Origin of the sequence: Sphingomonas sp., assembly GCF_041661885.1 — a bacterium.
Taxonomy (GTDB): domain Bacteria; phylum Pseudomonadota; class Alphaproteobacteria; order Sphingomonadales; family Sphingomonadaceae; genus Sphingomonas.
This window is the reverse complement of the sequence record NZ_JBAZTL010000003.1, coordinates 277154-296427: the sequence shown is the minus strand read 5'-3', so window position 1 is coordinate 296427 and position 19274 is coordinate 277154. Positions and strand designations below refer to the sequence as shown.

The window sequence follows — 19274 nt, the reverse complement described above, 5'->3', positions numbered from 1 at the left end:
ATTTAAAAGACACCTTTATGGCCCTGCCCGGCACCACCGGGCAGGGCTTTTTCTTTACGCCCCCTTGCCAGCGCAACGACGAACAATAAACTACGGTTAAGGTTTGGGGGGAAATCACGATGGAATTGTATAATTATTTGAGGATTCTAGCCGTCAGCACCGCAATGCTGGCGACCGCCGCCTCCGCTGAATGGAAGCCTAGCAGTGCATGGACGACAAAGACCGTACCCGTTGAAGTGTTCGCACAATTCCCGATGATCGCAGACCCAACCATTACGCCGGACGGTAAGTGGATTGCAACTAAGGTTCGTGCAAACGGACAGCAAGTACTGGCGATTCTCGCCGTTGGCCAGGCCAACGTCGCACCGCAGATCATCGCTCGAGATGCCGATTTCAGCACTGACAAACAGGGCGAACAACAAATTATCGGTTATCGGTGGGTTGATTCGGATCATTTGCTGATCGAGATCGATTCGCGCGACAATTTTGCCGGAGAGTGGTTCGACAACATCCGCTACGCCGCCTACAATCGCGCAACCAGGAAGGTGGTTCCACTCGGTTGGGACAAGGCGTTTACCGGCACCGAGGCGCTGTGGAATTCGCGTAGCGGCCCGCCGCACATTCTGCTCCAGCGCCGCAATCTCGATTATGGCACCGAATTGGCGGACAAGCCGGAAGTAATCGACGTCGATCTGGACACCGGCAAATATCGCGCGGTGATGCGCCCAAATGCGGAGGTGGAAAGCTGGGTTGCGGACGAGGACGGTGTCGTCCGCATGGGTTCGAAACGCGATGGTGAGACGGGCAGGGTCGAGGTCTATTACCGTCCCGATCGCGATAGCCCGATTAAATCCATCTACAGCGGAGTGCCCGACCGCGAGACCGGGTTGGCGCTGCCCGAGGTGTTCCTGAGCGGCAGTTCCAAGGCTTACACCACCAATCGCACCGACGGTTTCACCGCAGTTTATGAATACGATCTCTCCACGATGAAGCTGGGCAAGCGTGTCTATGGCGTCACGGGCTACGATATCGACGGCCTTTCGCTGACGCCCGACCGCACTAGGATCGAAGCGGTCGAAGTGACTCGCGCCCGTGCCGAACAGCATTTTCTCGATCCGCGCATGAAGGAGATTCAGGGCCTGCTCGAGGAAAGTTACGGCAAGGGTAATGTCCATATCGCCACCGCCGACGCCGCGCGGGAAACTATCGTGTTCAGGGTTGCTGCGCCTGGCCAGGCTGAGAGCTGGTATGTGTTCGACACGGTCAAGGGCGGCATCGCGCGCATCGCTTATGCCAACGATACGCTACAGGACGCCCCGCTCAACCCGGTGTCGGTGATCCGCTACCCGACCTCCGACGGCAAAGAGATCGAAGCGGTGCTGACGATGCCGCGCCACCGCACCAGCGAGAAGAACCTGCCTCTCGTCATCCTGCCGCATGGTGGCCCGTGGGGGGTACGCGACAGCGCCGATTGGGATGCTTATGGCTGGGCTCAGGCTTTGGCCGAGCAAGGCTATGTCGTGATCCAGCCCAATTATCGTGGCTCGGGCGGCTATGGCATCGGCTGGGCGAAGGCGGCGAATCGTAATTGGGGTTATCGTATGCAGGACGACCTGAACGATGCGATTCCATATTTGGCGGGCAAAGGCATCGTCGATGCCAAGCGCGTGTGCATGATGGGCTGGTCCTATGGTGGCTATGCGGCGAGCCGAGCGGCCGAGCGTGACGGCGACAAATATCGCTGCGCGATCAGTGGCGCAGGCGTCCACGATCTTCCAGCGATGATCCGCTACGACAAAAATTATCTCGGCCGGTACGGCGCCAAGACCGGCTTGGGTAGCGCGAGTGCCGACTTGGTCGATGCATCGCCAGGCCTCCATCCGGAGAAATATTCAACGCCGATCCTCATCATCCAGGGCGCGCGCGACAAACGCGTCCCTCCCGCCCAATCACGCGATCTGGTCGCGCGGCTGCGCAAAGTGGGCAAGGTCGAAGGCAAAGACTTCGTCTATATCGAACAACCGCTCAACACCCACAATTTGCTGCGCGAGGCCGATCGCATCCAGGTGCTGACCGAAACAATCAAGTTCCTGAAGGAGCATAACCCGGCGTAAGCGGAAGGCCCGCCACCAACGGCAACACCGTTGGTGGCCGATCGACCGAATACAGGATAGCGCGCCCACGGACTTTCCGCGTGATCGGTCCGGCAAAGGGACATTTCCGCTGCGTTACTTCATAACCGGCCGGACGGTTGACGCCTTTTTCTTTACACCGTCCCCTTGCCAGCGCCAGCGCCAGCAATGATGGTACCCACAATCTTTGGGGGAAATCATGACGATACTACAACGCTATTGGCGCGCACTCGCTTTGGGTGGCGCGCTGTGCGGCAGTTTTGTGTCCGCGCAAACCCCTGCCCCGGCCCCCACCTCAACCCCCGTCCCAGCTCCCACGCCCGCCGAAATCCCCGCCGAGGCGTTCGCCACGTTGCCCTTTCTGCAGGGCCCCGAATTGTCGCCCGATGGTACGCGCGTCGCGGTCAAGCTCGCGATCAACGGACAACAGCGCTTCGCCATCGTCTCGCTCGATGCACCCGACAAGGTCGTGCAGGTCGACCCCGGCCCCAACGATCTCAACAGTTGGGCGTGGGTCAATAATGACTGGTTGGTGGCCACTGTCGGCACGACGGCACCGGTCGAGGGCGATAGCTGGTATCTGCGCCGCACGCTCGGCATCAGCGCCGATGGCAAGAAGATCAACATTCTCGGTCGCGACCTTGCCGCGCAATCCGCCGACGATATTTTGTGGATTGCGCGCGATGGCCGCCCGCACGTCCTGATCGCGCTGCAAACCTCGATCTATTCGGACCATGTCGGTTTCTGGCCCGAGGTACGCGATTTCGATGTTACCACCGGCAAGAACGTCCGCGTACAAAGTTCGGCTGAAAATGTCTTCAACTGGTATGCCGATCCGGCCGGCACCGTGCGTTACGGCATTGCTTATGACGATGACGTGCGCTCCTACCGCTTGCTCTACCGCGACACCGCCGCCCAATCCTTCCGCACCGTCAGCCGCGCGCGCGGCAAGGATGCCGATCTCGGCAACACCCCCGCCATGTTCCTGCCTGAACCCGGCAAGGCGCTCGCTTATGACGATGCCGAGGATGTCACCGCGCTCTATCCGCTCGATCTGGCGACGCTCAAGACCGGGCCAAAGCTGTTCGGCGTGCCGGGCTATGATATTGACAGCATCCTCACCACCGATGGCGGCACGCGCCTTGCCGGGGTGCGCTATACCGACACGCGCCTGCGCACGCACTGGATCGACCCCGTTCTCGCCGATGTGCAGACCAAGGTCGATGCCGCCATCGGTACGCGCGTCGCGCATATCGTGTCGTGGAGCAGCGATTTCAAAGTGCTGATCCTCCAGGTCGGTGGTGCCGACCGGCCCGGCGCCTATTACCTGTATCGCCCGGCAGAAGGCGTGATGCACCTGATCGCAATGGTCAACGACACGCTGGGGCTGAAGGCCTATGCCCCGGTGCGCACGATCAAATACAAGGCGCGCGACGGGCTCGAAATCTCCGCCGTGCTCACCCTGCCGCGCGGCAAGGACCCTAAGAACCTGCCGCTGATCCTGCTGCCGCATGGCGGCCCCTATGCCCGCGACGATGAAAGCTGGGACTGGTGGACGCAATTCCTCGCCAGCCGCGGCTATGCCGTGCTGCAACCCAATTATCGCGGCTCATCGGGCTTCGGCAAGGCCTTCACCAACAAGGGGCGCGGGCAATGGGGCCTGGCCATGCAGGATGATTTAACCGACGCGGTCAAATGGGCGGCGGATAGCGGCATCGCCGATGCCAAGCGCGTGTGCATCATCGGCGGCTCCTATGGCGGCTATGCCGCGTTCCGCGCGGCGCAGCGCGATGGCGCGGTGTATCGCTGCGCGGTGTCCTATGCCGGGGTGTCGGATATGCCGGCGATGCTGCGCTATGACGGTGCCTTCCTCAATGGCGGGCGCAGCAAGGATTATCTGCGCGACCAGGCGCCCGACCTGAAAGGCGTTTCCCCCATTTACGGCGCGGCGCAATTTTCGATGCCGATCCTCATCATGCACGGCAAGAAGGACACCGTCGTCCCCGTCAAGCAATCGCGCGAGATGGCGGCGAAGCTGAAGGCGGCGGGCAAGCCTTATGTCTATATCGAGCAACCGCTGGGCGACCACCATTTCACCCGCCAGGCCGACCGGCTGGAGTTTCTGAAGGCGATGGAAGCGTTTTTGAAGGAGCATAATCCGGCGTAGCGCCCAAGGCTAACGGCGCAGCCGTTAGTCGCGGATCAGCGCAAGCCCGGCCGGCGGACGGGCGGGCCTTACCCGCCCGATCCGACCGACGACGCGGCTTCGCCGCGGCGCTGGCCTCCTTGCCGACCACCGCCCAACACGCTACCTTAGCTAAGTCTAGCCAGGAGGCCGCTTATGGAATCCGTCAACATGCATGACGCCAAGTCGCGGCTGTCGCAGCTCGTCGATGCCGTCGAGAGCGGAAGCGAAACCGAGATCGTCATTGCCCGCAACGGCAAGCCCGTTGCGCGCCTGGTTCCGGTCGCCCCGCGTAAACCGATCCGGCTCGGGCTCGCCAAGGGCCAATACGCCATCCCTTCGCTGGAGGAATGGAACAAGGACGATGCGGAGACTGCCGCCTTGTTCAACGGGGGGCCGCTCTGGCCGGTGCCGAGCCCCGAATGAGGCTGCTGCTGGATACCCACATCGCCTTATGGGCGATCGGCGACAAAGACGTATAACCCGGAAGGAGCGCCCGTCGCTGACGGAGCAACCGCTGGCGGCGATGCGCGTGAGCTTGGCCGACGGACGCGGCCTTGCTGCGGCACTGGCCCCCTCGGCCTTTTTTCTTGCGCACCCACAAGCGCTTGTCGCATCGTGATCCGACAGGGGACGGACCATCAGCAAGGCACTCATCAACGACACCAGCGGCGTCCATTCTCAATTCTTTCGTGAAGAAGGACACATCCACTATTGGGAACCAGCGCGATGAGCCTCGCAAACGCCCTTGCGCGGACGCGAACCGAAGAGGACGTTAAGGACGCCTACATCAAGGCGCTCGGCCTGAAGTCCTATTTCAAGGGACTGGTCGACATCCAAACCGAGGAAGTGTGGTTCGAGGCGAAGGACGCGCCAACGCCGCCCATCGTTATGTTCGGGCAACTGCTCGTCTATGTGCGCGCGGCGAAGAAGCGTGGCGAAGCCATCCCGGCCTTTCTCGCCGTGATCGATCGCGAGAAGGCCGCGATCATGCCAACCGAGCGCGCGCTGCCCTTGCTCGAAGACAAAAACATCGTTTGGCCCAAATCAGGGTCGGCGGCGGGGCGTCCGCTCGCCGCGCAGATCGCGCCCTATGTCCAGACCCACATCGTGGAATATGAGATCGCTCACGACGAGGCTGCCTTCATCAAGGCGGTGAAAGACGCGATCCGCGAACGGCGAATCATCCGCACGCCGATCACGCCCGACAATCTGCGTCAGGTGTTCGATCGCTGGGTTGAGATGATCGGCAGCGAACTCGGCACGGTAAATCCATCAGACTATGCCGTGCTGTTCTTCGCCGACATCATGCACGACGGCCACAATGAGGCGATGACCAACCTGCCCGCGCGGTTGCTGTTCAATGGCGAAAATCCAGTGTTCCTGCTGAACGGCCAGCAATATGAACTGGCGAGCCAACGCGGCTACCGCAACTTCTGGGCGATCTATCACCGCCCGCCCGAGGTAAAGCACCGCCACTATCTGCTCGAACGGCGCGACAGCTTGCTCCCGCTCGACGAGCAGAAATTTAAGGGTGCCTATTACACCCCGCTGCACATCGTCGACAAAGCCTATAATGAACTTAAGGCAACACTCGGCGACAATTGGCAGGACCGCTACATCGTGTGGGATATGTGCGCGGGCGTCGGCAACCTCGAAGCAAAGCACAGCAATTTGCGAAATGTGTTCATGTCGACTCTCGATCAGGCCGACGTGACCATCATGAAGTCCAATCCCGCCTTTGCAGGTGCCGAGATTTTCCAGTACGATTACCTGAACGACGACGTCACCGATTTCGGAGAGATAGATTACAGCCTGTCGAACAAGCTACCTGCCGCCCTACGTCAGGCGCTCGCAGACGCGAAATCAGGGACGAAGGGCGCGAAGTCTATCCTCGTTCTGATCAACCCTCCTTATGCGGAGAGCGGGTCGGGAATCGCAAAAGGTGACACGAACAAGATTGGAGTCGAGAAGACCCGCATCAACGCTTGGATGCGGGAGATGAACGTAGGATATGCCAGCAAGGAGTTATTCGTTCAGTTTCTCGTTCGTATAGCGCGCGAATTGCCTAGTGCTACGCTAGCGATGTTCAGCACCCTTAAATATGTAAACGCTCCTAACTTCGAGCCCTTTCGTCGGGTCTGGCAGGCGAAATTTCTTGAGGGATTCGTCGTGCATAGTCGCGCGTTCGACAGTTTAGAGGGAGATTTTCCGATTGGCTTCTTAATTTGGGACACCCGTCAAAAATTATCTATTTCTGAGATAGACGTCGGGGTCCTAAATCGCAATGGCGTATTTATCGGGGAAAAACGGTACGCAGCACACCCGACAATTTTACTTTTAAATACATGGATCGCAAAAACTCCGGCAAATGGCGGACCAGCCCTACCTTTATCTAACTCTCTAAAAATTTCAAAAAATCCTAGACCTAAGCGCGACTATCCTGGATCGATCGGTTACCTTTACGCAAGCAACAACGATCTTCAGCATTCCGCGATAGAAACATTGATAACATCTTCGATTTACACTGGAGGCAACGGTGGCGGAATTTATATTCTTCCCCAAAATCTTTGGAAAGCGGCGATCGTCTTCGCCGTCCGAAGGCTCATCAAGCCCACTTGGCTTAACGACCGTGATCAGTTCCTCCAACCCTCGCAACCGCTAACAGACGACTTCAAATCGGATTGCCTCGTCTGGATGCTGTTCAACGGCAGCAACCTCACCGCCGGTGCCGATGGCTTGCATTGGAACGATCGCGACTGGAGCCTCGTCAACCATTTTATCCCTTTTACCGAAAGCGAAGTCGGCGCGAAAGGGCGGTTTGAGTCCGACTTTATGGTCCGCTACATGGCGGACATGATGTTCTCGCCCGAGGCGCAGGCCGTGCTTGATGCAGGACGCACATTGTTCCGGCGTTTCCACGCGACGCAGTTTCCGCGCAAGATCAGGGACGAGTTCAAGCTCGGCCGCCCCGACGCTGGCTGGTATCAAATCCGCCGCGCGCTTGAGGCGTATCAAGATACCGAACTAACCGACTTCGAACCAATGAAGGCGGCTTACGCTGCGCTGTCCGAAAAACTTCGCCCCCTGGTCTTCTGGCTTGGCTTTTTGCCGGAATAGCGTGGCGAGGACTTCGGATCCCAAAATGGTAAACCCGCTCGCCACCACCGGCGTAAAAGCCAATAAGCGCGTCGCTCGCAAAAACGCCGCCCAGCAGAAACCGGACGCATGAAGCCCGCGCCCGCCGCGAAGGCTGCGGGCGGCACACATGCCAATGGCTGGAATTTCTGGGAGGTCGAAACCCGGGGCAAGTGGATCAAGGCCACGTCGTTGCGTCAATGAGGATGCTTGGCACCGCCGCCATTGTGTATTATATACACATCGGATGCCGCCATGCGTAGCGGCGATGTGATCCGGAGGCTCGAAGCGGCGGGATGGTTCGAAGTGCGCCAAGCCGGCAGCCACAAGCAGTTCAAGCACCCCGCTTTGCCGGGGCGCGTTACCGTGCCGCATCCCAAGAGCGATTTGCCGATCGGCACGCTCAAGAGCATCGAGCGGCAATCGGGCGTCAAACTGCGCTGAGCAAGGCGCGGCGATGACCGCTGTCTATTTTCCGGCGATCATCGAGCGCGGGGAGCATGGCTTTGGCGTGTTCTTCCCCGATCTGCCCGGCTGCGTGTCGGCGGGCACCACGATCCAGGACGCGGCGCGCAATGCCGAGGAAGCGCTCGACCTGCATTTGAGTGGGTTGGCCGAGGACGGCGCGGTCTTCCCCGTACCGAGCGACCTTGACGCCATTCCCACCGATCCGGACATTGTCGAGGCGGCGCGCATGTTGGTCCGGGGTGAACAGCCGGGTCGATCGGTACGCGTTCAAGTGTCGATCGACGAAGGTTTGCTCGCCCGCATCGATCGTGTCGCCCCCAATCGTTCGGGCTTTCTCGCCGATGCCGCCCGGGTCGCTCTGGCCGCCCGTAACGCGTAAAACGCGCCGCGTACCCGCCTACCCTGCGCGCGGCTTCCCTTTTGGCGCATCATCGGCTAAGGCGCGCCCTTCAAGAATTCCCCCAAAATCCCCAGAGGTTTGTTTGGCAAAAGAAGAACTGCTCGAAATGCGCGGCCAGGTGGTGGAGCTTCTGCCCAACGCCATGTTCCGCGTGAAGCTTGAGAACGATCATGAAATTCTCGGTCACACCGCCGGCAAGATGCGCAAGAACCGCATCCGCGTGCTCGTCGGCGACGAAGTGCTGGTCGAACTGACGCCCTATGATCTTACCAAGGGGCGGATCACGTACCGGTTTAAGTAAGCGCGGGAACTTCCATTTCATCCGCCTCCCCGGCGAAGGCCGGGGCCTAGTCGCGAGCGCTTTGAAGTCGTCCGCTGCGCTCCGTTACCTCGACCTGTACAACTGGGCCCCGGCCTACGCCGGGGAAAGGAAATACGCCGGGGAAGGAACACCGTGCAGTTAGTCCTCGCCTCCACCTCCCCGCGCCGCGCCGATCTGCTCGCGCGGCTGGGGGTAGTGCCCGCCCGCATCGCCGCGCCCGACGTTGACGAGGCGCCGCTCAAGGCCGAGCCGCCGCGCGTTTATGTCGAGCGGGTCGCGCGCGCCAAGGCGCTGGCGGTCGCGCGTGCGCCGGGCGAAGTCGTGCTGGCGGGCGACACCACCATCGCGCTTGGCCGCCGCATCCTCGGCAAGGCGGAGGACGATGCCACCGTCCGCGCGATGCTCGGCATGCTCTCGGGCCGCCGCCACCATTGCCTGAGCGCGGTGTGCGTCATCGCCGCCGATGGCACGCTGCGCACGCGCCTGTCGGACACGATCCTCGCCTTCAAGCCTTTGTCCGCCGCCGAAATTGAGGCGTATGTCGCCAGCGGCGAGGGGTTGGGCAAGGCCGGGGGCTATGCGATTCAGGGCCGCGCCGAGGCGTTCGTGCGCTTCCTGTCGGGCTCGCACTCGGGCGTGATCGGCCTGCCCTTGTTCGAAACGCGCGCGCTGTTGCTGGCGGCGGGACTCGCGCTTGGCTGAATGGCTGTATGAGGCCGGGATCGGCGAAGCGCGCGCCGCCTTGGTCGAGCATGGCACCATATTGGAAGCGCGACTCGCCCCCGATCGCCCCGGCCCGGCGCTGGGCGCGGTGCTGGCGGCGCGGCTGGTCGAGATCACCGCAAAGGGCCGCGAGGGCCGCGTCAGCTTCCCCGGCGGCGAGGCGATGCTCTCGCCTCTGCCCCCCGGCATCACCCAAGGCGCCGCGCTAACGGTCGAATTGGTGCGCGAGGCGATCCCCGAGCCTGGCCGCCACAAACTCCCGCGCTGCGCCCCCGCCGACGGGCCGGAACGCGCCGGACCGACCCTGCTCGAGCGCATCACCGCGACCGGCGTGCCGGTACGGATCTGCCACGCGCATGAACCCGACCATCTCGAAGCGGCGGGCTGGTCGGAGGTGCTGGAAGAAGCGCTGACCGGCGACATCGTCTTCAGCGGCCCCGTCGGCGGCGCGCTCCGGATGAGCCCGACGCCCGCGATGACGCTGTTCGATGTCGATGGCTACCCCCCGCTCGATCCGCTCGCGCTCGCCGCCGCCCGCGCCGTTGCCGCCGCGATCGGGCGGATGGACATTGGCGGCTCGATCGGGGTCGATTTCCCGACGCTGCAAGGCAAGGCCGCGCGCGCCGCCGTCGATGCCGCACTCGACGCCGGCCTCCCACAACCGTTCGAGCGCACCGCGATGAACGGCTTCGGCTTCGTCCAGATCATCCGCCGCCGCCCGCGCGCCTCGCTGCCCGAACTGCTCCGCGCCGATCCTGCTGCAGCGCAGGCGCGCGCGCTGCTCCGCCGAATCGAGCGCACCCCGCCGCCGGTTCCGGCACACAACCGCGTGTCGGTCGTGGTGCAAAAAGTGCTGACGGCCAATCCGCACTGGATCGCCGAGCTTGCCCGGCGTACCGGCGTGACCCCGATCTTCGAGGTGGCATGATGGCGCGTTCCAAACCCTGTCCGCTGTGCGGAAAGCCCCCGGTGGCCGCGCACGCGCCGTTCTGCAGCCAGGGCTGCCGCGACCGCGACCTGCTGCAATGGCTGGGCGAAGGCTACGCGCTTCCCGTATCGACACCGCCCGGAGAAGAACAAGACGGGCTAGACAGCACGCCAGAGCGCGATTAAGAGGCCGCTTCCCCGAGCAACTTCGGGTGTGCCCGAGTAGCTCAGTTGGTAGAGCATGCGACTGAAAATCGCAGTGTCGGTGGTTCGAATCCGCCCTCGGGCACCATTTTCTCACACAGCGTTGGAGAGATGGTGATGCGCACGGCCTTCATCACGGGCGGAACCGCCGGAATTGGCGAAGCCGCAGTGCGCGCCTTTGTCGGGGCCGGGTGGCGCGTCGTCACCACCGGCCGCCGCGCCGAGCGGCTCGCCGCTTTGGCCGAATCGCTTGGGGATGCGGTTCACACGCTTGCCTTCGACATTCGCGATCGTGCCGCGCTCGACGCCGCCATCGCTTCCCTGCCCGCCGACTTCGCCAATATCGACCTGCTCATCAACAATGCCGGGCTCGCGCTCGGCACCGCGCCCGCGCAGGAGGCCAGCCTCGACGATTGGCAGACGATGATCGACACCAATGTCTCGGCGTTGGTCACGCTCACGCGAAAGCTGCTGCCGGGGCTGATCGCGCGCAAGGGCGCGATCATCAACCTGTCGTCGGTCGCCGCGACCTATCCTTATTCGGGCGGCAATGTGTATGCCGCAACCAAGGCGTTCGTGCGCCAGTTCAGCCTCGGACTGCGCGCCGACCTCCACGGCAAGGGCGTGCGCGTCACCTCGATCGAACCCGGCATGGTCGAAACCGAATTCACCGTCGTGCGCACCGGCGGCAATCAGGCAGCGTCCGACGCGCTCTATGGCGGGGTCAACCCGATGACCGGCGACGACATTGCCGAAACGATGCTGTGGGTGGCGCAATTGCCGCCGCATCTCAACATCAACACGCTGGAACTGATGCCAGTCAACCAGTCGTTCGCCGGTTTCGCGGTGGCGCGCGAAGGTTGATTGGTGCGGCGCACGGGCGCAAGCGTCCTGAAAAGTGCAGTCGGCGTAACGAGATTTTAGGGGGCGGTGCATCACAAGCCGCGGGGTCGCACACCATTCAGGCCCGCCCGTATGCGCTATCCGTTGATCGCCCCCAACCCGCCCCGGCTGAGCACCCAGCTCGAAGCATTGCGGCGCGTCGAAGCATCGGGTGTGTTCAGCAATAACGGCCCGGAGGTGCGCGCGTTCGAAGCGGAAGCGACCGCCACGCTGTTCGGCGGGCGCGGGGCCAGTCTGGCGGTTGGCAGTGCCACGCTCGGCCTGATGATCGCGCTGCGCGAAGCGGCGGGGGATCAACCAGCGGGGCGCTATGCGCTGATGCCCGCACTGACTTTCGCCGCAACCGCCCAGGCTGCCTTGTGGGCAGGGCTTACGCCGTTGATCTGCGACATCGATCCACATGATTGGAGCGCGAGCGCAGAAGCCGAAGAGCGCCTGCTGCGCGAATATGGTGATCGCATCGCGGTGCTGCTGCCCTATGCGACCTTCGGTAATGCGATCGATCTCGATCGCTACGCCTGGTTGCAGCGGCAACATGGCGTTGGCGTGGTGGTCGATGCTGCGGCTTCGCTCGGTACGCGCGATGAGAGCGGGGCGGGTTTCGGCGCCGACGCCCCCTTCGCCGTGGTGCATTCGATGCACGCGACCAAAACCTTCGCGGTTGCCGAGGGCGGCCTGATTCACTCCGGCGACGAACGCCTGATTGATCGATTGCGCGCGATGGCGAATTTTGGCTTCGAGACGGGGCGCTGCGCAACGCTGCCCGGCCTCAATGCCAAATTGCCCGAGGTGATCGCGGTGATGGCGCGCGCCAAACTGGCCGAAATCGAGGCGGTGTGCGATCATCGCGCCGCGCTCGAAGGCGCTTATCGCGACCAGCTTGTCGGCGTCGATTTCCAGCAAGTCGAGGGCCAGCGTCGCGCCAGTCAGTTCATGCCCATATTGTTGCCAGAAAACATGGCCGCGCGCCGTCCGGCGATGTGCGCGGCGCTGGCCGCCGATGGGATTGGCTGCGGTTGCTATTTCAGCCCGCATCTGGGCGAACAACCGCTGTTCCAGCGCGAGGGCCGCATATTACCGACACCTGTCGCCAATTCGTTGGCGGCGCGGATGCTGTCCCTTCCTATCAACGATGCGCTGAGCGTGGCCGATGTCCGCGCCATTGCCGCGACCTTCAATCGCATCGTCGCCGCAGAAGCGCGCGTGCCCGCCACGCCGCGCACCCGCCCGGTCGCGTCGCTGCTGCTGGTTGGGGGCGGGCCGGCTGGCACTGCGCTGCTCACGGCGGCATCGAAGCAGGGACGTCTGCCCGAACTCGCGGCCTCGGGTTTGGTCGTTGCGGAACGCAGCGACGTACTCGGCGAAGGTACGCTTGGTCGCTATGCCATCACCTCGGACACCACGGCGGAAACCTTTCTGAGCGCGGTCGAGCGCTCGCCCCACCCGGAACTCGCCGCGATGCGCGATCACCCGACCGGACGCGCGGTCGCCCGCTATATCGGCGCGCTCGGCGTGCCGCTCACCGAAGCGGGGCAGTTTGTCCGGGCGACCGGCGAGCGCCTCCATGCGTTGGTAACGCAAAATGGCGGCACCGTGCTCACCGGCCACGAGGTTCTGGGCACCACCCGCATCGGCGGTGGCCTCTGGTCGAGCCGACTGCGTCGCCGCAGCGATGGGGTTGAATTTGACCAGCTCTCGCGGGCGGTCGCCATCGCCACGGGCGGATATCAGCCGCTTGACCGTCTCGTAACGCAGCGGGTCGGTGGCGTCGCCTTGGCCAAAGAGGTCGGCGACCGGCTGATGCAGTCCGACGAAGCCCTGTCGCTGGGGGGCGCCGCCAAGATCAGCGATCTGCTCTCCACCCGCCGCAATCCAAAGATCGTCGTCATCGGCGGTTCGACCAGCGCGGTTGCCACTATCGTGCTGTTGCTCAAGGCCGCCAATCTTCCGTTCGGCGCGGGCGCAATCACCCTCCTCCACCGCGAGCCGTTGCGGCCTTTCTATCCGACCCCCGAAGCGGCACATGCCGAAGGCTTTACCGATTTCGGCCCCGACGACATTTGCCCGGTCAGCGGCTTTGTCTATCGTCTGGCGGGTTTCCGGCTCGAATCGCGCGAACTGGTGCTGCGCATGTTGCGCATCGGCGGACGCGTACCCGATCCGCGCGTCACCCAGCATCGGATTGCGGGCGAGGACGATCCCGTTACCCATGCCCATCTCGCCGAGGCGGACCTTGTTATCGCCGCCCTGGGCTACCGCCCGCGCGCGCTGCCGATCCACGAGGCCAACGGCCAAAGCCTTGCGCTGGCGGCTGATAGCGGGGCGGCGATGGTCGATCGGCACAGCCGCATCGTCGACGCGCGCGGCGCGCCAATCCCGGGTCTTTATGGCATCGGGCTTGCGGCGGGTTTCGTGCCGTGGGGGAAGCTGGGCGGCGAGCCAAGCTTTTCGGGCCAGGCCAATGGCCTGTGGCAATGGCAGAACGACGTCGGTGCCATGATCGTCGATCAGGTGCTGGGCGAGGCGGCGCGGGCGGTCGCGTGAAGCAGGAGCCGTCCTCTCCCACCGTCAGCGTGGTGATGGCTACCTATAATGGTGCCGCGCTGGTCAGCGAAACGATCGCATCGCTGCAAGCGCAGACCTTCGGCGACTTCGAACTAATCATCGTCGATGATTGTTCGACCGACGACACCGTCGCGGTCATCCGCAGTTTTGATGATCCGCGCATTCGCCTGTTCCCCTCTCCGGTCAACCGCCGCGTCGTGCTCAGCCGGAACGCAGCCATTGCCGAGGCGCGTGGCCGCTACATCGCGGCGCTCGACCATGACGATGTGTGCCACCCGGACCGCTTCCGGCGCCAGGTTGCCTATCTCGAGTCGCATCCCGAAATCGTGCTCGTCGGCGCTGCGGCAAACGTGCTGGAGGATGGCGCGATCGTCCCATCGTCGCTCGCGCCGCTTTCTACCCCGGCGGTGATCGCGTGGTTGCTGCAAATCGAGAATCCGCTGGTGTGGTCATCGGTCATGATGCGCGCAGACGCGGCACGCCGACTCGATCCCTTCATGCGGCCCGAAATGGTCTATGCCGAGGATTTCGACCTGTATCACCGGATCGCGGCGTTTGGCGGCATCGCCCGGCTTGACGACGAATTGCTGACCTATCGTCGCCATAGCGGGAGCGCATCCCAAACGCAGGCCAGCGCCATGCGCGCGCGCGCCACCGACATATTGGCCGCCGTTTACGCCGACACGTTTGGCGATGCAGCCGTTGACACTGCCGACTTGATTGTCCGCCATATTATGGGCCAGCAACCAGTGCCAGACCGCGCGACGCTTGAGCAGGTCGGGTCAGCACTCGTGCAATTGCAAGACGCCTTTTTGGAACGCCATCGCCCCGACCCCGAAAGCCGCAGCCTGATCCGGTGGGAAACCGCGCGACGCTGGGCGCGCGTCGGTCGTGCCGGGCTGCGCACCGGTACGCTGGGGTTGGGCGATGCCGCCACGGTGCGCCCTCCCCATCTCGGGCTCGGCTATGCCGGGATCGAAGATCTCATTCTGTCGCGGCTTGTCGGATCGGTCCGCGCGATTCGCCGACGGCAGACGAAGCGCGACGCTGCTTAATGTTGAAACCCGCCCGCCTATAGTAATTAATCCAAAGTGCGACTTTTTCGCAACGACGGTAGTTTCGCTCCTCTTTCAAGCGAATGCCAACTGCGCCACGTTAGTTCATGACAAATTTGTGACGTTTTGCGCTACTTTTCATGACGCAGACTGTAACATTCCTGACCCAATCGCTGTGTAGCGGCCCGAGTCACCAGGACGACCGGGTCCAAAGGTTCAGGGGATTCAAAATGACTGTTCGATCGGGCTTCCGCCTGCAGCTCCTCATGGGTGGCGCTGCTCTCGCCATCAGCGCCGCACCTGCGTTCGCGCAGACCGCGCCCGCCGCCGCGACGGCTCCTGCCGCTGCGCCAGAAGATCAGGGCCTCGGTGACATCGTCGTCACCGCCACCAAGCGCGAAACCAACCTGCAAAAGACGCCGATCTCGATTTCAGTGCTCAACACGCAGGGCCTGACCGATCGCCACGTGCTCAGCCTGTTCAACCTCGCCGACGGCACGATCCCGTCGCTGCGCGTTGCAACCTTCGAAGCGCGCCAGTCGGCGCTGACGATCGGCATTCGCGGCATCGTCCCCTACGATCAGAACCAGACCGCCCGCGACGGCGGCGTCGGCGTGTACATTGACGGTGTTGCCCTCGGTAAGACGCAGGGCCTGAACGCTGCACTGTTCGACATTGAGCGTATCGAAGTGCTCAAGGGTCCGCAGGGCACGCTGTTCGGCCGTAACACCGAAGGCGGCGCGCTCTCGCTCGTCTCCAAGGCACCGACCGGCGTCTTCGGCGGCCGCATCACCGCCGGCGTCGGCAATTTTGGCAGCCGCAATACCGACGTCCACCTCGACTTGCCGGCCTTCCACGACATTTCTCTGAAGTTCGATGGTGTCTATCAGCACCAGGATCCGACTGTGACCGATCCGCTCTCGGGTTCGACCGGCTGGAATTATTATGACCGCACGGGCGGTCGCGCTGCCGCACGCTGGCAGCCGGTCAACGGCTTCACCGCCGACTTCGCCTATGATTATGCGAAGGACGAAAACACGCCAAACTTCAGCCAGTTGCTGAGCTACAATCCGAACAACTATGCGGTCGGCACCTATATCAATCCGCAGACCGGCGCACTCGATGCGACACCGGTGCTCTATCTACAGGGTACGCCCGCAGGCACCGCAGGAACAAGGTGTGGCGGCACCAGCGCTACTATCTGTATCGCTCCCAAAGCTCCCATTCAGGGGGTCCATCCCGAACGCCAGACGGTGTCCGAAGTCGGCGTACCGCAGCAGCCGAGCGTGGACATCACGCACGGTTTCAGCTCTAACCTGAAGTATAAAGTCGCGCCGTGGCTCGAACTGCGCTCGATCACCGCGTGGCGCGGCGTCTCGACCGATCAGTGGGATAACTCGGGCGGCACCGCGCGCAGCACTTTCGTGCCAAACGCCAACGTCAGCCGCTACAGCTTGTCGTTCCTGCGGCAGAACCAGTTCAGCCAGGAATTCCAGGCAGTAGGCAGCATTCCGCAGTTCGATTATGTCGTCGGTGCCTATTACTTCACCGAACATGCCAGTGAATATGCGGCCACTCCACTGACCAATCAGTTTAACGCAACCGGCACCGCTACGACAATTCGCAGCCCAATCTTCGCGGGTAACGTCAACTCGGGCGCGAATTCTGGCTATCAACAGTATGATCCGTCGTGCATCAATGCGCTCAGTGCAACGGTGCCGCAGTTCAGGAACAGTTGCCAGTTCATAACCCGTGCAAGCGCCGCAGCCGACCACAACTACTCGCTGTTCGGGAACCTCACCTATACGCCGGAAGGCTTCGACGCGCTCCACATCACGGCCGGCGGACGCTGGACTAAGGACAAGCGTCGTGGTCAGTTGTATGTTGTGAATAACAATATCGTCGGAGGTGTCTTCAACGCGTCGTTCGTGCCGTTCACCTTCCGGAACAGCGTCAGTCGCTTCGACCCGATGATCAACATCGCGTTCGACGTAACGCGCGACGTCCACCTCTATGCGAAATATGCCACCGGCTTCCGCGCTGGCGGCGCGAACGACCGTTCGCAGACCTTCAACGCGTTCGGTCCGGAAGCGGTCAAGGCGTACGAAGTCGGTGCTAAGCTGGACTTCTGGGATCACAAGGCGCGCTTGAACCTGGCTGGTTACATCATGGACCGCAGCAACACGCAGTTCGACTTCGACTTCTTCGACACCAACAGTGCCAGCCCGACCTCGGGTGCGCATATCGAGCAAACCCAGAATGCCGGGAACAGCAAGATCCGCGGTATCGAGGCCGATCTGACCGTGAAGCCGATCCCCGAACTAACGCTGACGGCCTCTTATGCCTACACCTACTGGAAGGCACCCAGCGCGTCGTATTCGATCACTTCCAACGGTACGACGGTCGCCAGCCCGGCGCAGCAGCTCTATATCGTGTACACGCCGACCAACGCGGCTTCGGGTGCGATCGATTATGTTCTGCCGGTCAGCATCGCTGACGCGAAGGTCCGTCTACATCTCGACGGCAACTATGCGAGCAGCCAGTACAGCTTCCAGCTTGAACCCACCAAGACCGACGCCAGCTTTGTCGTAAACGGTCGTCTCGCGCTGGCCGACATTGCGGTCAACGACCACAACAAGGTCACCGTATCGGTCTGGGCGCGCAACCTGCTCGACACCACCTATGTCTATCGCCGGTCGGCGGCGAACTCGTCTCCGGTGACCAACTTCAACGGTACGACGAACCCGACCACCTATGCAGGCGTTCTGGGCGATTATGGCAACTTCAACCCGCCGCGCACTTGGGGTCTGGAACTCGCCGCCAAGTTCTGATCCTGTCCGCTATCGTGAGAGAGAGCCCGGTTCGAGCAACGCTCGGGCCGGGTTTTCTTTTGATGGCACGATTTGCCGACGCCGAGTCTCTCGTTACACCGCAACACGGTTCCCGATCAGATCACGTTACGGGTGCTGATGGGTTCGGTGCGCACCTTCAAACGCTGATGCTTGCAACCACGCGCCCGCGAAACCGCACCAGCAAACCAACTTGGATCTTAAAACACCGCCGCGACGATAGCGGCGACGTCCGCAGGGTTGCGTCCGTCGATCGCCACTTCCAGTTCGGGATTGACGCTGTAGCCGGTCAATACCCCGTTCCGGTCGATCGTAACGGCAACCACACGCCACGCCGAACCTTCCCGAACTGCCGCCAGTCCACCGGCGCTCGGATAGCGGCCCGGATCGACGACGACGATGGCATGTCCGGGCAAACCGCCGCCAAGCGTTGCGCGGCAAACGCGCAGCCCAAAAGCTGCCGCGCTGACATCGCGGGGCGCATCGATCCTGTCGCCGGTCACCACGAAATCTATCAGGCCATCCGCTAGCGGCGCACCATAGACAGCCAGCGCCATCGGCCCTGCCGGGCGAACCGGTTCAGCAACCGCGTCCTCAAGATGCGGCGCGCGGACGATCGCGGGTCGCACGGCTGGCGCAGGCGGCGTCGGCTGCGACTGTCCGGCAAGTTCCAGTGCAAGGCTGGTAATGCGCCCCCGGCTACGCGACCGCCGGTGTTCTGGGTCCAGGATTTGGGCAAGAAACGGTGCCAGCTTGCCCTCGCCATAGGCTGTCAGAACCGCCTGCCGCAATGCCACTTCATCCGCCACCCCGAACAGTCGCAAAAGCGCCGTCTGGACCGACGCATTCCAGCGCCCCCACGGCTTTACTGCATTCTCGACCCGCGACAGATTGACCTGGGCCAACCCGAATCGTTGTTCGACCGTCGCAATCGTCAAGTCCGGATCGAGCGACCGCCGTGCCCGCACCGCCGCGCCCAACACCAGCGCAAAGCGTTCCTCGTCGCCATCAACGGCTTTGCCATCGGCAAAGGGCTGCGCCCATTCGGCAAGCTCGAAGGCTGGATCGTCAACATCCACCAGCAAATCAGCGGGAACGATGCCAAGCGCCTGTGCGATCCGAACAAGTTCGTCAGCGCGAGCGACGACTTCGCCGCGCTCGATCTTGGACAGGCGGATGTAGGGAATTTCGGGCAAAACCGCCGCAAAGCGAAGCAATTTCAAAAAACCCGCAGCGCGGCGCTTGTCCCGCAAACGATTGGGGAACACGATATTGCGATAAGGATCGACCGGGATATCAGACAGATCGCCCAGAACGGCGTCTGTGTCTGCATCGTGTTGTGTTGTGCCCTGGATCGTTGATTCCATCGCTCGCTCCGCCGGAATCCACTGCCCTGGCCACCT

At 62.6% G+C, this 19274-nt stretch carries 15 protein-coding genes and 1 tRNA gene; 15 read left to right on the top strand and 1 reads right to left on the bottom strand.

Annotation, left to right across the window (positions count from 1 at the left end; genetic code table 11):
* Positions 1–119 precede the first annotated feature (119 nt).
* From WC704_RS07850 to WC704_RS07780, 15 genes are all read left to right on the top strand, one after another.
* Complete coding sequence (locus tag WC704_RS07850; RefSeq protein WP_372889356.1) at positions 120–2114, top strand: alpha/beta hydrolase family protein; 1995 nt, start codon at positions 120–122, stop codon at positions 2112–2114.
* Between the two features lie 217 nt (positions 2115–2331).
* Positions 2332–4299, top strand: a complete 1968-nt coding sequence (locus WC704_RS07845; RefSeq protein ID WP_372889355.1) for an alpha/beta hydrolase family protein — start codon at positions 2332–2334, stop codon at positions 4297–4299.
* Between the two features lie 174 nt (positions 4300–4473).
* A complete protein-coding gene (locus WC704_RS07840; protein ID WP_372889354.1) occupies positions 4474–4743 on the top strand; it encodes a type II toxin-antitoxin system Phd/YefM family antitoxin in 270 nt (89 codons plus the stop codon).
* A gap of 303 nt (positions 4744–5046) precedes the next feature.
* Complete coding sequence (locus tag WC704_RS07835) at positions 5047–7437, top strand: hypothetical protein (protein ID WP_372889353.1); 2391 nt, start codon at positions 5047–5049, stop codon at positions 7435–7437.
* A gap of 273 nt (positions 7438–7710) precedes the next feature.
* Positions 7711–7899, top strand: coding sequence for a type II toxin-antitoxin system HicA family toxin (locus WC704_RS07830; protein WP_372889352.1), 189 nt, complete (start codon positions 7711–7713; stop codon positions 7897–7899).
* 13 nt (positions 7900–7912) lie between these two features.
* Positions 7913–8302, top strand: a complete 390-nt coding sequence (locus WC704_RS07825) for a type II toxin-antitoxin system HicB family antitoxin (RefSeq protein ID WP_372889351.1) — start codon at positions 7913–7915, stop codon at positions 8300–8302.
* Positions 8303–8405: 103 nt separating this feature from the next.
* On the top strand, positions 8406–8624 hold the full coding sequence (gene infA / locus WC704_RS07820; protein WP_010162480.1) for a translation initiation factor IF-1: 219 nt from the start codon (positions 8406–8408) through the stop codon (positions 8622–8624).
* Between the two features lie 153 nt (positions 8625–8777).
* Positions 8778–9347 (top strand): nucleoside triphosphate pyrophosphatase, encoded by a 570-nt coding sequence (locus tag WC704_RS07815; RefSeq protein WP_372889350.1) that lies wholly within the window; start codon positions 8778–8780, stop codon positions 9345–9347.
* Positions 9340–10296: a ribonuclease gene (locus tag WC704_RS07810; RefSeq protein ID WP_372889349.1), complete on the top strand. Its 957-nt coding sequence runs from the start codon at positions 9340–9342 to the stop codon at positions 10294–10296. Before WC704_RS07815 ends, WC704_RS07810 begins: the two co-directional genes overlap by 8 nt.
* Positions 10296–10481: a DNA gyrase inhibitor YacG gene (locus tag WC704_RS07805; protein WP_029622962.1), complete on the top strand. Its 186-nt coding sequence runs from the start codon at positions 10296–10298 to the stop codon at positions 10479–10481. The genes WC704_RS07810 and WC704_RS07805 overlap by 1 nt, the downstream gene beginning before the upstream one ends.
* 30 nt (positions 10482–10511) lie before the next feature.
* Positions 10512–10587, top strand: a tRNA-Phe gene (locus WC704_RS07800).
* Positions 10588–10616: 29 nt separating this feature from the next.
* Positions 10617–11363, top strand: coding sequence for an SDR family NAD(P)-dependent oxidoreductase (locus tag WC704_RS07795; RefSeq protein WP_372889348.1), 747 nt, complete (start codon positions 10617–10619; stop codon positions 11361–11363).
* A 111-nt stretch (positions 11364–11474) separates the two neighbouring features.
* Entirely contained in the window at positions 11475–13946 is a 2472-nt protein-coding gene (locus tag WC704_RS07790) for a DegT/DnrJ/EryC1/StrS family aminotransferase (RefSeq protein ID WP_372889347.1), read from the top strand.
* Positions 13943–15022 carry a glycosyltransferase family 2 protein gene (locus WC704_RS07785; RefSeq protein ID WP_372889346.1) on the top strand — a complete coding sequence of 360 codons (1080 nt, stop codon included), beginning with the start codon at positions 13943–13945 and terminating at the stop codon, positions 15020–15022. The genes WC704_RS07790 and WC704_RS07785 overlap by 4 nt, the downstream gene beginning before the upstream one ends.
* A gap of 230 nt (positions 15023–15252) precedes the next feature.
* The gene (locus WC704_RS07780; protein ID WP_372889345.1) at positions 15253–17853 is read left to right on the top strand and encodes a TonB-dependent receptor; all 2601 of its coding nucleotides are present in this window, start codon (positions 15253–15255) and stop codon (positions 17851–17853) included.
* A gap of 218 nt (positions 17854–18071) precedes the next feature.
* Here the strand turns inward: WC704_RS07780 and WC704_RS07775 are convergent, their stop codons facing one another.
* The gene (locus tag WC704_RS07775; protein WP_372889344.1) at positions 18072–19238 is read right to left on the bottom strand and encodes a helix-turn-helix domain-containing protein; all 1167 of its coding nucleotides are present in this window, start codon (positions 19236–19238) and stop codon (positions 18072–18074) included.
* Between the last annotated feature and the right edge of the window lie 36 nt (positions 19239–19274).

Coding starts and splice junctions, on each gene's coding strand:
- WC704_RS07850 (WP_372889356.1), top strand. CDS start 120: ATGGAATTGTATAATTATTTGAGGATTCTAGCCGTCAGCACCGCAATG.
- WC704_RS07845 (WP_372889355.1), top strand. CDS start 2,332: ATGACGATACTACAACGCTATTGGCGCGCACTCGCTTTGGGTGGCGCG.
- WC704_RS07840 (WP_372889354.1), top strand. CDS start 4,474: ATGGAATCCGTCAACATGCATGACGCCAAGTCGCGGCTGTCGCAGCTC.
- WC704_RS07835 (WP_372889353.1), top strand. CDS start 5,047: ATGAGCCTCGCAAACGCCCTTGCGCGGACGCGAACCGAAGAGGACGTT.
- WC704_RS07830 (WP_372889352.1), top strand. CDS start 7,711: ATGCGTAGCGGCGATGTGATCCGGAGGCTCGAAGCGGCGGGATGGTTC.
- WC704_RS07825 (WP_372889351.1), top strand. CDS start 7,913: ATGACCGCTGTCTATTTTCCGGCGATCATCGAGCGCGGGGAGCATGGC.
- WC704_RS07805 (WP_029622962.1), top strand. CDS start 10,296: ATGGCGCGTTCCAAACCCTGTCCGCTGTGCGGAAAGCCCCCGGTGGCC.
- WC704_RS07795 (WP_372889348.1), top strand. CDS start 10,617: ATGCGCACGGCCTTCATCACGGGCGGAACCGCCGGAATTGGCGAAGCC.
- WC704_RS07790 (WP_372889347.1), top strand. CDS start 11,475: ATGCGCTATCCGTTGATCGCCCCCAACCCGCCCCGGCTGAGCACCCAG.
- WC704_RS07780 (WP_372889345.1), top strand. CDS start 15,253: ATGACTGTTCGATCGGGCTTCCGCCTGCAGCTCCTCATGGGTGGCGCT.
- WC704_RS07775 (WP_372889344.1), bottom strand. CDS start 19,238: ATGGAATCAACGATCCAGGGCACAACACAACACGATGCAGACACAGAC.